Origin of the sequence: Cloacibacillus sp., assembly GCA_036655895.1 — a bacterium.
In the GTDB taxonomy this organism is placed as follows: domain Bacteria; phylum Synergistota; class Synergistia; order Synergistales; family Synergistaceae; genus JAVVPF01.
Genome location: JAVVPF010000044.1, coordinates 268 through 12,613, shown reverse-complemented (window position 1 = coordinate 12,613; position 12,346 = coordinate 268). Strand labels below are relative to the sequence as shown.

General features: G+C 54.0%; 13 protein-coding genes. 5 read left to right on the top strand and 8 right to left on the bottom strand.

Annotation, left to right across the window (positions count from 1 at the left end; translation table 11 throughout):
• The 8 genes from RRY12_11510 to RRY12_11475 form a co-directional block, all read right to left on the bottom strand.
• Positions 1-223, bottom strand: a 223-nt coding sequence (locus RRY12_11510; protein ID MEG2185298.1) for a nucleotidyl transferase AbiEii/AbiGii toxin family protein, incomplete at its 3' end; no start/stop codon positions are given.
• A 180-nt stretch (positions 224-403) separates the two neighbouring features.
• Entirely contained in the window at positions 404-1,345 is a 942-nt protein-coding gene (locus RRY12_11505; protein ID MEG2185297.1) for a M14 family metallopeptidase, read from the bottom strand.
• 66 nt (positions 1,346-1,411) lie between these two features.
• A complete protein-coding gene (locus tag RRY12_11500; protein ID MEG2185296.1) occupies positions 1,412-2,791 on the bottom strand; it encodes a sodium:solute symporter family protein in 1,380 nt (459 codons plus the stop codon).
• A gap of 25 nt (positions 2,792-2,816) precedes the next feature.
• Positions 2,817-3,347 carry a hypothetical protein gene (locus RRY12_11495; protein ID MEG2185295.1) on the bottom strand — a complete coding sequence of 177 codons (531 nt, stop codon included), beginning with the start codon at positions 3,345-3,347 and terminating at the stop codon, positions 2,817-2,819.
• A 330-nt stretch (positions 3,348-3,677) separates the two neighbouring features.
• Positions 3,678-4,223, bottom strand: a complete 546-nt coding sequence (locus tag RRY12_11490; protein MEG2185294.1) for an XRE family transcriptional regulator — start codon at positions 4,221-4,223, stop codon at positions 3,678-3,680.
• A 119-nt stretch (positions 4,224-4,342) separates the two neighbouring features.
• A complete protein-coding gene (locus RRY12_11485; protein ID MEG2185293.1) occupies positions 4,343-4,969 on the bottom strand; it encodes a hypothetical protein in 627 nt (208 codons plus the stop codon).
• A gap of 146 nt (positions 4,970-5,115) precedes the next feature.
• Positions 5,116-6,414, bottom strand: coding sequence for a hypothetical protein (locus RRY12_11480; protein MEG2185292.1), 1,299 nt, complete (start codon positions 6,412-6,414; stop codon positions 5,116-5,118).
• A gap of 22 nt (positions 6,415-6,436) precedes the next feature.
• Positions 6,437-7,228 carry an FCD domain-containing protein gene (locus tag RRY12_11475; protein MEG2185291.1) on the bottom strand — a complete coding sequence of 264 codons (792 nt, stop codon included), beginning with the start codon at positions 7,226-7,228 and terminating at the stop codon, positions 6,437-6,439.
• Between the two features lie 419 nt (positions 7,229-7,647).
• Between RRY12_11475 and RRY12_11470 the strand changes: the two genes are divergently transcribed.
• The 5 genes from RRY12_11470 to RRY12_11450 all read left to right on the top strand — a co-directional run.
• Positions 7,648-9,150 (top strand): NAD(P)/FAD-dependent oxidoreductase, encoded by a 1,503-nt coding sequence (locus tag RRY12_11470; GenBank protein ID MEG2185290.1) that lies wholly within the window; start codon positions 7,648-7,650, stop codon positions 9,148-9,150.
• Positions 9,150-10,394, top strand: a complete 1,245-nt coding sequence (locus tag RRY12_11465) for an FAD-dependent oxidoreductase (protein ID MEG2185289.1) — start codon at positions 9,150-9,152, stop codon at positions 10,392-10,394. The genes RRY12_11470 and RRY12_11465 overlap by 1 nt, the downstream gene beginning before the upstream one ends.
• Positions 10,391-10,777 carry a DUF1667 domain-containing protein gene (locus RRY12_11460; GenBank protein ID MEG2185288.1) on the top strand — a complete coding sequence of 129 codons (387 nt, stop codon included), beginning with the start codon at positions 10,391-10,393 and terminating at the stop codon, positions 10,775-10,777. The genes RRY12_11465 and RRY12_11460 overlap by 4 nt, the downstream gene beginning before the upstream one ends.
• Before the next feature lie 29 nt (positions 10,778-10,806).
• Positions 10,807-11,940: an Ldh family oxidoreductase gene (locus tag RRY12_11455; GenBank protein MEG2185287.1), complete on the top strand. Its 1,134-nt coding sequence runs from the start codon at positions 10,807-10,809 to the stop codon at positions 11,938-11,940.
• A gap of 120 nt (positions 11,941-12,060) precedes the next feature.
• On the top strand, positions 12,061-12,346 hold a 286-nt coding region (locus RRY12_11450; GenBank protein MEG2185286.1), incomplete at its 3' end, for a C4-dicarboxylate ABC transporter substrate-binding protein.

The window sequence follows — 12,346 nt, the reverse complement described above, 5'->3', positions numbered from 1 at the left end:
CGACCTTGAATTTTTTAACAAAGCTCAATTTGTCTGTTGTTTTGGAGACGAAAAGATCCTTTGTTGTTGAGAAAAAGTCAAAGTCTACCGATGTCCGGTGTCCGAACCACAAGGCAACGGCCGTGCCTCCATAAAGCACAAAATCTTGAGGCACCTCAGATAACAAAGGCCAAAGTTCCCTTTGCGCCGCAGGCAGAATTTCGACTTTAGGCTGAAAAACCATTTCAGCATCCCCTCTTTTTGTCGCCTTATTCTAAATTATATTGTTTTATTATATCATTTCGCTGCGCAGAAAATACGGGGCTTGTGCCTATATCATTTTTCGCACAGCAAACACGAGGCCCCGCATCCGTCCAAAAGACGCCGCGGGGCCTCGTCGTTTATCTCTCGTGATTATACGGCGCTATTTCGCTATTCCTATTCCCGCTATCAGGCCGTGTTCGGGCATTGAGGGGTTGCCGGTCAAAAATAGCACTTTGCCGTCGGCCGGCGAGGTCACTTCTTCCAGATGGCGGCCGAAGATGTCTTCGACGCTGCCCATCGTCTGGCCCTTTTGCACGACGTCGCCGACCGTTACGAGCCTGTAGTAGAGGCCTTTGTTTTGCGTGTAGAGCCACACCATGTCGTCATAGACGGAAGGCTCCGCCACGGCGTCAGCGCCGCCTGCGAGCAGCCCGAAACGACGCAGCACGTTTTTCAGGCCAAAGAGATGTTTTTCGACGCTTTCGTCGTCAAGGACGCCCATGCCGCCAACTTCGACTATGGCGGATGGAATGCCGAGCTTTTCGCAGACGTTGGCGTAGGTGGTGCCGCTGTCGGGCCAGTGTCCCGCGGTCTTGGAGAAGACGACGTTCGGCAGCCCGTAGGCGCGAGCGATGTCGAACGAGAGCGCCCGGATTGCCTCTGTGGGGCCGTCGTGGCAGATGGAGAACGGTTCAAGCATCTCCACCATGTCGCCGCCGTGCAGGTCCACGTGGTAGTCGGCGCCCTTTATCTCGTCGAAGATGTGCGCGGCGAGCGCCTCGCTGTAGCCGCCCTCTGCGTCGCCGGGGAAGACGCGGTTCAGGTTTACTTTGTCCTCCGGCGCTACAAACATGCTTCTTGCCTCAAACGCCGCCATGCTGCACACCGGGATTATCTTCACAGTGCCGTGTAGGTCGTCTGGCGACAGTTCTTTGAAGAGCTTTATCGCCGATACGATGCCGGGATATTCGCAGCCGTGGATGCCGGCTGTTACGACGAGCGTCGGCCCTTCGTGGTTTCCGGCCACGGTCGCGACTGGAATCGTTATCTCGCTTCCGGCCGCTGTTACGTAATGTCTTATCTCTGTTATTTTCTCGCCCATGATGACTACCTCTTTTTTCTGTCGTTTTTCATATCGTAAGTAGTGATTTTGTCGCCAAAGCGTCTGTTACTTGAAGTTCGCAAGCTGGTTGTCGTTTGGCGGCGGCGTCATGTAGCTGACGATAATAAGAAGTGCCGTAGAGACGATTATCGTTATAAATGAGGTGGCTATGCCAAACGGCATACCCATAAATTCCCACGCGACAGTCGTCACTCCGGCTGCCAGCACGCAGACGAGGCCGCCCGCCGCGGTAGCCCTTTTCCAGTAGAAGGCGGCAAGCAGCGCGGGCGCAAGTCCGCCCTCCATCGTGTAGGCGTAGATGACCATCGCCAGTATCGACGGAAAGAACTGTATCTGGACGAGCGCGATTATTCCAAGCGTCAGCACTACGAGGCGCGTGTAGAGGACTATCCTCTTTTCGTCGGCATTCGGGTTTATATGCTGGAGGTAGATGTCGTTTATGATATTTGAGGCGGCGGAAAGCAGCATTGAGTCTCCCGTAGACACGATGATTGCAACTGCGGCGCAGAGGAGCAGCACCCCAACCGCGGTGGGCATTGCGTGCGTGCCGAGCGCAATGATGACGGTGCCGCCGTCTTCAAGGTTCGGAAGGACGATCGCACCGATGGTGGCGGTGAAGGCAAGCACTGAGACGAGGAATATGAGCGCGGGCACGCTTGCGAATACCGCCTTTTTGCAGCTCGCCTCGTCACGGCAGGAGAAGATGCGCTGCCAGATGGGCTGCATTACGAAAACTAGGCAGAAGGTGGGGAATAGCACCTTCATCGCATCTTTGAAGGAGCTGCCGAGGAAGCTCAGCTTTTCGGGAGGCAGAGCGGCCACGATGCCGGAGATGCCGCCGGCCGCGTCAATGACGAACGGAAGCCCGACGAGCAGAGCCACGATGATGGTGATTCCTTGAATAAGGTCTGTGTAGGCTACGGAAAGCATTCCCGCAAACATTGTGTAGCCGATGATAAATGCGGCGGTGATGAACATGCCTGTGCCGGTCGGCACTCCGGCTATGAGGTTCAGCACGTAGGCGCCGGCGCGAATTTGGTAGCCTACGATGGCCGTCTCAGCCGCGATGATTATAAGAGCGGCTATGAGGCGCGTCGTTCCGTTGAAGCGGACGCCGAGTATCTCCGGCGTCGTGAGGCCCTCAAAGCGCCTGATGCGTCCAGCTATAAAGGCGAGTGCTACAATGGCGAGTATCCCGCCTATGTCCATCCACATAGCCGAAATGCCCACCTTGTAGGCGAGGCCCGCGGCGCCTATGAGCGAACCCGCGCCCATAAATGTGGCCACTATCGTGCCGGTGCTCACATACCATGGCAGCGCGCGGTCGGCTACGAGGAAGCTCTTTGAGTCTTTGACGCGTCTGGAAAACCACGCGCCTATTGCAAGCAGTGCTAGAAGATAAATCATTATTGCGGCTAAAAACATTGTGATTCCCTCCCGATCTGACAGACTATTTTGAAACCTTTGTTGTGTGCATCACACAGAGATCGTGCTCGGCGAGATTCTGCGGAAAGTCGAGCTTGACCTCCCTGTACGGGGCAAGCAAAGCGAAATCAAGCGGCATCAGAAGCTTCGTGCATAATTTGGCGCGCTCTTCGCGGGAACAGCCAAGCTCTTCAAAAGCTTCGATGTGGGGGCAGCGACGGATTATCTTTTCAGACTCGTTCTCCGAGAGCTTCGTTATCGTCTGGTCGAAGGCCAGCATACCGGCTTTTGACGTCTGATTGAGGATGGCCGAAGCCGCGTCCTTCACGTCGCCGAGCGAAGGCGCCTTATACTCGCCAAGCCTGCGTGACGCTTCCGCCATAACTGCGTCCGCGTCGATCTCCGGGTGCATCTCCTGCAGCGTTTTCCATGTGAAATAAAATAGAAGAGCGCGGTCCTTGATTGCGCCGCTCACCATACGCGTGGCCTCTTCGGGGCTGACTGCCTCCCCAAGCGCAAGGTTTCCAACAAATTCTTCGATATCATAGAGACACATTCACATCACCTCTTTCTCTTTTTTGGCACAGTCCAGCTATTTATTTTCTTTATATGAAAATTATCATATAAAGAAAACGGCTATAGTGTAGCAAAAAAATATAAAAAGTCAATAAGACGGAAGAAATGTTTTTGGATTTCACAAATGAGTTGAACATAGGAAAAAAATCAAAAAAGACCGCAGCAAACAGCTCGGAGCTTTCCTCTTGCCGAAGCGCCATTCGCATGAATGTAAAATATTTTTGCGCCGCCACATAAAAACCGCGCGCCACGCGTCCGAAAAATCGTCACGCGGCGCGCGGCCGTCGTCGCGCGTTTATTTTGCTCTCTGTTACATTACGGGAGGATCGTTTGATGAAAGCACCACGGCGTCCACATCGCCCACATTTTTCCAGCTGTGGGGCACGATGCCGTCAAAATACATGAAATCTCCCTCGGACATAGTATAAGTCTCGGCCTCCCCGTAGAAAAATACCACGACGCCGCGCACCACGTAGAAAAACTCGTCGCTTGGATGCGACTTTGAGCGCCCCGTGTCCGTACCCACCGGGATAGTCATCTCGACCGGCTGCATCCTCGCGTTGCGCTTCATCGTAAGATATCTGACCGCGACGCGTTCGTCCGTGCCCGCGCGCAGAATGAAGCCGTCTCCTTTGCGTATCGGAGAGACGGGGTCTATCTCTTCTGCGTGCGTAAGCGCGGACAAAGGCACCTCGTATACGGAGGAGAGTTTTCTCAGGCTGTCCAGGCTGGGTTCGGATTTTCCAGTCTCAAGCTTCGAGAGCTGGGCTACCGAAAGACTTGTAAGTTTAGAAAGATCTTCCAGCGTCCAGCCGCGCTCTTTTCGATGTCGTCTAATCGTCTCTGAAAATCTCACGGCGTCACCTCACTTTATTTAAGAAAATTTTCATAATGTGAAATATATCTATCTGCGATAAAGTATAGCCTTCTGCAAAGCCTGCGTCAATCTTATAAATTTTTCGCTTTTGGGCCGCGCTACAGAAGTCGGCTCAACAGGTAAAGGAGCGAGATGGTGCCCGTTATAGCCACTATTACGAGAAACCAGCCGATAAACTTTACGGCGCGGTCGGATTCAGCGGCGGGGGCCGCCTCCGAATGATGCCTGTGAAAGCGTCTGGGCGCCGCTTCTGCCGGAGGCTCGGGTGCTGCGCGAAGAAACGGCCTAGCTCCCGAAAGGCCTGCGGAGCCGGTGCGAACGAAAGAATGACGCGCCGCGGGGCGCGCGTAGGCCCCCTGGAGCCGCCTGCCGCGCTGCGTCCCAGCGCGGGCCTCCGAAGCGCGGCCAGTGCCCTTGTGCTGCGCGCGCGGCCTTGAATTCTGCCAGAGGCGTATCTCTTCGTAGAGAGCGCAGGATTTCGTTATCTGTTTTTTTGTGGCCTTTTTTTCGTGGACGTGGTTGTTGCGTATCTTTGTAAATTCTATGATTTTATCGAAGATGTCGGGGGGAAAACGGTCGCACAGCTCATAGGTCATCGTCCCAAGTTCTTTTTTCCTTGGGAAGCCGTTTCTTAAATATTCATCCCCGATAAATTTAGAAAGCTGACGATAGATATCGCCAAGCACCTCATCAGGGCTGTTATCAAATTTGACCCGCTGCAGCATTAAATCACCTGTTCACAAAAATAAAACGCGGCAAAGGCCGCTTTACAAATTATATCACATGCGGCGGGGATAACTGCTATAAGAGGGCGCAAACTCAGTAGTGTGATTTTGAGCCGCGCCCCGTTGGTGTTGCAGGCGGGACTGTTTTAATCCAGCCCGGTCAAATCACCGCCGTGGCCGAAGCTCATCTCCGCGGGGCCTTCTAATATTTTTATTTCGGGGTGCGCCTCTATCTCTTTTAGATAATTCTCAGAGACCCAGATATGGTCCAGCTCAAGCGTGTTGTGTATCCGTATCATGCGGACGTCTTTGATGTCGGTCTTTCCGCAGGCGGAGGCCGCCGCGTATATGGTGTCGAGATCGTTGTTCATCACCATCGGGATCTTTGCCATGCACAGCGGAGACGAGAGGCTGTTTGTGTACGTGGCGCCAAGGTCAAGCTTTTCCGCGAAGCGGCGGCATACAAAATCTGCAATTCCTAGCCCCGCCGCGTTGCCGTGGCTCATCTCTGTCATGCGCAGTATGGCTATTTTTTTGGGGTGGGGGAAGCCGTCGAACTGTTTTTCCGGCGCGAAGAGGAAACGCCCCGTGATGTTCGGGTCCATTCCCGCGCCGCTTATCTCTTTGCCGTACTGGTCGACTATCAGAGTGTCGATGTCTTGAAAGGCGATCTTCGGCATAGCGGCGGCGGCCTCTTTCAAGAGCTGCGGCTCACGTTCGAGGATGTCGCCCGGCAGCACCGCCTCTATGCGTCTTGTCTGATGGTAGGCGCTGTCTATCATCGCGATTGAAAATAGCAGATTAGTTTTGTTTATGAAAATCGAAGCGGAGCTTTGAAGCCGTTCGCTCATCCCGAAGATGCCGCCAGTTTTATGGAAAGAAACGGCGCCGCGATGTTTTCCGAGGCCCACTATCATCATTTTGCAGAGGCCGCTTTCGATGGCGCCTCTGAAATCTGTGTGCGGCTTCACGCGGCCGCATACCACGATATAGTCGGCGTTATAGGCGTTGGCGTCGCAGTTTACCTCGACGCCTTCGGGGGAATGTCCCAGAACGACTGTATCCATAGCGGCGATAATAGGCATTTCAAGGCTCTCTTCGGTCATACCGAGCGACGCCAGCATCTCTATCTGCCCCTCCGCAGTGCCGCCGCCGTGGCTGCCCATAGCCGGCACAACGAACGGAAGCGCGCCCCGTTTGCGCAGCTCGCGACCTATTGCGCGGCAGGCCTCCGGGAAATTGGGGATGCCCCTGCTTCCAGCAGTGACCGCTATCCGCTTTCCAGTAATGTCCGGCAGAGCAAGTTTTTTGAGCTCGTCACAAAGAGCCTGGTCTATATCGGTGATATGGTCCGCCGGAAAACTTTGTTCCAGCTTGTACATCTTTGGGAAACCGGAAAAATTTGTTTTTATCAGCTTATAATCAATAGGCTTGTCAAATATCAATCTTTTCGCATCCTTTTTGGTTTTATTCTTCCTTTTTGTTGCGGGTCATCTCGCCGACGAAGCGAGTGCGGCCAGCTATCTTCTGGCCGAAAAGGTCGGAGGTCGGGACTATCTGCCCAAGCTCCACCATGGCGTTTATCGTGTGTTGTATGTGCTCTTCCGCGTACAGCTCTGACGCCGCGGCGTCGCCCGCTTCGATCAGCTCGTAGAGCCGGAGGTGGTCCTGGTAGGCGAAACGGCGTCCGCCTTGTTTTTCCGGCGGGGTGTTGATGCGCATCAAAGAAAGACCGTTTTCTATCTGCGCGTAGACGCCCTCGTATATTCGCGAGAGATAGGCGTTGTCCGCCGACTCAACAATCACCGTGTGAAAAGAGGTGTTCCAGTACGAACCTTGCCTCGCCGCCTCTTCGCCCGTCTGATCCGCAAGGTCGGCTATATGTTTGAGGCACTCGCGCATCTTCATCAAATCTTTTTCACTTCGCCTTAGCGCGGAGAGCCCCGTCGCTGCGGGCTCTATAAGCTGCCTGACCTCCATCACGCGGGACAAAATATCGGCGGGCCAGCCGCGCACCTTGCGCAGCATCATCTTTACTTCGTTCTCTTCACTTGTGGAAAGAAAGATGCCCTGCCTGTCGCGGATATCCAGCACCCCCATCGCTTCAAGCGCAATGAGCCCCTCGCGGATGACGGGGCGCGTTTCGCCGACAGCTTCCACCAGCTGTCTTTCAGGGAGAAGCTTGCCGTTTGAAACAATTTCTCCGCTGTGTATTTTTTCCAAAAGATTCCCAATTACGGCCTTCCGTTTTTCGTTCACGCAAATCAGCTCCAAGTGTGTAAGGCGTTTAGTCTGAATTTTTAATAAAATAATCTATGTAAATATTAGCTTTTCGCTGCGCTTATTGTCAAAGTAAATTATTTTCGGCATTTATATTTTAAAAGGCCTCCTCATCTCTCTGTTTTGGATTATATTAAATTGTTTTAACGCAAAAATATATCTTTTATCACTAATCTTGTATAAGGAAAAATATAATTACCGCGTGCACCTGTTTGTGAAATGCGTGAATAGATATGGTATCAGAGAAATTCCTTAGAGCGCCTCGCCTCCTTTTTAATCAATCTGGTCTACCAAGGAAGACCTTGATTTTATTTTATAAACGAATTATAATGCCCTCAAGCAAAAAAATCTAGTATCCCATGGTAGACCAGGACGTCTAATTCAGGAGGTTTTTGGGTTTGAAACATAAGTTTAACGTTGTCATCATAGGAGGCGGAGTAATTGGGTGCGCCATTGCCCGCGAACTCTCGCGCTTTCAGATAAAAACGGCGGTTTTGGAAAAGGAGCCGGACGTTGGAATGGAGACCAGCTGCCGCAACAGCGGCGTGCTTCATTCCGGGATAAATTACAAGGCCGGCACTCTGCGCGCGAAACTCGCCGTGCGCGGCAACGCGATGATGGATGAGATATGCGCCGAGCTGAAAGTCAAGATCAAACGGATCGGTAAACTTACGACGGCGCTGTCTGTAGATGAGATGTGCGGCATAGACCGCCTCATGAAGCAGGGCGCGGCAAACAGCGTGCCGGGCCTTGAGCTGCTCGATCGCACAGCGATGCAGCAGATACAGCCGGGAGTGGAGGGTATAGCGGCGATTTGGAGTCCGTCAAGCGCCATCATTTCTCCTTACGGCCTCACCATCGCGCTTGCGGAAAACGCCCACGCGAACGGCGTCGGCTTTTTCCTTAAATGCGAGGCGGCCTCTGTCGCTAAGAACGCGGAGGGGCTCTTTGAAGTCCGGTCTTCCGACGGAGAAATATTTGAGGCGGAGGTACTGATCAACGCGGCGGGCCTTGGAAGCGGAAAGATAAGCGCGATGGCCGGAGTACCTGCGGGGAACAACGGCGAAAGCCTGAAGATATGGCCGTGCCGCGGCGAATATTACGTTCTGGACAGGCGTCTTGAAGGAACTTTGAAGACGCTCATCTATCCTGTGCCGGGAGCAAAGGACGCCGGGCTCGGCATCCATCTGACGCCCACCGTTGACGGCAATATCCTGATAGGCCCGAGCGCCGATTATATCCCAGAGGAAAGCCCCGAAGATTATAAGGTGACGGCACCCGTTCTTGAGGATCTAAGAAGAGAGGGGCAGAAGCTTCTTTCTGACATAAAGATGAGCGACTTTATAAGGAATTTTGCCGGATGCCGTCCGAAGCGCACCTCCCCGTCGGAGGGCGGAAACGGCGATTTTATTATCGAAGAGGCAAATAGCCTGAGCGGGTTTATAAATCTTGTGGGCATCGAAAGCCCCGGGCTGACCAGCGCGCCCGCGATAGCGGAGATGGTGCGTGATCTTGTCTCAAATCACCTGCCGCTTGACGAAAAGAAGGACTTTATCGCAGAGCGTCCCGGATTTGCGGGCCATTTCTGCGAGCTGCCAAAAGAGGAACAGGAACACCTGGTGAAGGAATATCCCGAATATGGCGAAATAATATGCCGCTGCGAAAAGATAACGAAGAAAGAGATCCGTGACGCTATCGAAAATCCGCTTGGCGCAAGAAGTCTGGTCAGCATAAAGTACAGGGCCAGAAACGGCATGGGACGCTGTCAGGGTGGTTTCTGCACGCCGCGTATCGTAAGGATGCTGCGCGACGAATACGGCTTTGCGCCGGAAGACTATCTCTTAAGAGAGGCCGGCTCGAGTCTTTTCTCCGGCAATGTGCGGGAAGGAGAGAACGGCTAATGATACGCGAATTTCATGACCTTGTGATAATAGGCGGCGGCCCCGCTGGGCTTGCCGCGGCCGCCGCAGCGAAAGAGGCCGGCTGCCGCGACATACTGCTTATCGAAAGAGACCGCGTGCTTGGCGGCATCCTCAATCAGTGCATCCACGACGGCTTTGGACTTCACGCCTTCAAAGAGGCTCTCTCCGGCCCGGAATACGCCGACCGTTTCATCCAGAAGGTGCGCGCGCTTGAGATACCGGTAATGGAACGCACGATAGTGCTGGAGCTCTCCCCGGATAAGGTGCTGCGCACGAGCCGCGAGGGCGAGATAAAAGAGATAGAGGCAAAGGCCGTGGTGCTCGCCATGGGCTGCCGGGAACGCACGCGCGGGGCGCTTTCTATCCCCGGCCACAGGCCGGCGGGGGTTTACACGGCAGGCACGGTGCAGAATCTTGTCAACCTTGAAAACATAATGCCCGGTAAAAGAGTCGTCATTTTAGGCTCAGGGGACATCGGCCTCATTATGGCGCGCCGTCTGACGCTTGAGGGCGCGAAGGTCGAAGCCGTATTTGAGGTGCTTCCGTATTCGAGCGGCCTTCAGAGAAACATTCAGCAGTGCCTTGACGACTATAATATCCCCCTCTTTCTTTCTACCACTGTGACGGATATATACGGCCCGAGCGGAAGCCTTGAGGGCGTCACCGTAGCTCAAGTGGACGAAAGCCGCAGGCCGATAGCCGGAACGGAACGCTATATCCCGTGCGACACGCTGCTGCTTTCCGTGGGACTCATACCGGAAAACGAGCTGACGCGCGAGGCCGGCATAGAAATGAACGGCGTCACTCAGGGAGCAAATGTCGACGACTGCTGCATGACGGCGACGCCCGGGGTCTTTGCCTGCGGCAACGTGCTCCACGTTCACGACCTCGTTGATTTTGTTTCAATGGAGGCGGCGCGCGCCGGTAAAAACGCGGCTCTTTACGCCGCGGGAAAACTAGAGCGGGCACAACGCGCGATAGCGGTTACGGCTGGGGATGGAGTGCGTTACGTGGTACCGCAGAGGATCACGCGCGGAGAGGATATCTCTCTTGCTTTTAGGGTGACGGCGCCGGCCCGTGACAAGACGATAGAGGTGCGCTGCGGCGAAAGAGTGATCATGACGAGAAAAGAGACGCGCCTTCACCCGGCTGAGATGGTGTGGGTGGAGCTTGGAACGATAAATCTCGATGAAATCAGCTCTTTGGAGGTGAGTGTCAGATGATCAGCAAAGAATTTACCTGCGTCGTTTGTCCAAACGGCTGTTCTATAAAGGCCGCTTATGAAGATACAAAGCCGCCGAAGCTTATTTCGGCTGCGGGCGCGCGCTGCCCGCGCGGAGAAGTCTGGGTGCGGCAGGAGATCGAAAACCCGATGCGCACCTTTTCGACAAGCGTCGCAGTGACCGGTGGAGAGTTTCTTGAAGCGAGCGTGCGGCTCACAAAAGCTGTGCCTCTTGCCAAGATATTCGAGATCATGGGCGAGATAAAAAAGATAACGCTCTCCGCGCCCCTCGCCATCGGGGACGTGGTGCTGAAAGACCCCGCGGGGACTGAAACGGAAGTAATTGTAACAAGAAACGTGCCGCAGAAGCACAACAATAGATAGCTTCAATACATCAAGGAGGACTTTTTATTATGAGAGATTATGTGGTCAAGTACGACGATCTGTACAAAGTAGCTAAGGAAATGTTCATGGGGCTGGGCTATTCCGACCTCCAGGCTTCAACCGTGACAAACTGCCTCGTTGAGGCCGACGCGCGCCATCTGCATTCACACGGAGTGGCCGCAATGATGACATACGTCAGCCACCTTAAAATGGGAAACCTTCATCTTGACGCGCCCGCGCCCACGACGGTATTTGAAACGCCGAACAGCCTCGTCCTTGACGGACACTCCGGCGTCGGCTACGTCATAGCGGACTTCGCGGTCAAAAAAACGATAGAAAAGGCAAAGAAAAACGGCATCTGCGTAACAGTCGTCCGTCAGGCGAACCATTACGGATTCGGCGGCCACTGGCCTGAGATGATGGCGGATGAGGGGCTTATCGGCATCGCGAACACAAACACTGTGCGCTGCGTCTGCCCGACAAGAAGCTCCGAACGCAACATGGGAACGAACCCCATCTCCGTCGCCTTCCCCGTCTGCGGCGACGAACCGATGTTCCTCCTTGACATGGCGACCTGCGTAATGGCCCATGGGAAGCTCTGCCGCAGCCAGGTCTTCGCGGAGAAGGGCGTTGTGCCGGAAGAGGTCATCATCGACGGCAAAGGCAAATGTCTGACGGACTTCAAAGAGGTGCTTGAACTGCTGCACCACGGCGACGACAGAAGCGAAGCGCCGAAGCCCGATACCGGCGGCCTTGTGCCCCTCGGAGGCACTACGGAGACGCTCAGCGGACACAAAGGCTACGGCCTTGCGCTGCTCGTGGAACTTCTCACAGGCGGCCTTGCCGGAGGCGTCCCAAGCAAATTCATCCCGCTTGCGCACGAAGGCATCTGCTTCTTCTTCCTTGCCATGGACCCCGCAATGTTCGGCGACCCGAAGGCGGTGCTTGAGCATGTGAAGTATGTGGTCGACGAATACAGAAAGACCGCGCCAATCGACCCCGAGCTTCCCGTGCTCATCCCCGGAGATAAGGAACGCATCTCCCGTGAAAAGGCGCTCAAAGAGGGCATCGCGCTCAGCCCTGAAATAATCGACATTCTGAGGCAGGTTGCCGGAATGACTAAAAAAGAAAAAGAGCTTGAAGCCATCTTAGCGCACGATTAAACAGCAGTTGACTATTTCATTAAAATAAAGTTATTGTATCTTGTGAAAAAAGGGGGGCCGTCTTTCCGTTTTTGATAGTGTGGGGCTATTGGAAAAACAAAAAATCTGGGAGGTTACATTATGAAGAAGAGTATGTCCGCAATTTTGATTTCTATGCTTCTGGTTGCCGTTACATTTGGTACAGCGTCTGCAAAGGAAGATTTCCGCATCAAATTTGGCTACAGCGCGTCCGACAAAGAGACAAATTTTGTGACGTTTGAAAAGGTTTTCAAGAAACATGTCGAGACGGCTTCTAAGGGACGCATCGTGGTAGACCTTTACGCGAACGCGCAGCTCGGAGGCGAGCGCCAGATGCTTGAGGGCATGACGCTTGGAACGATAGAGATGGCCATGCTTTCACCCGGCA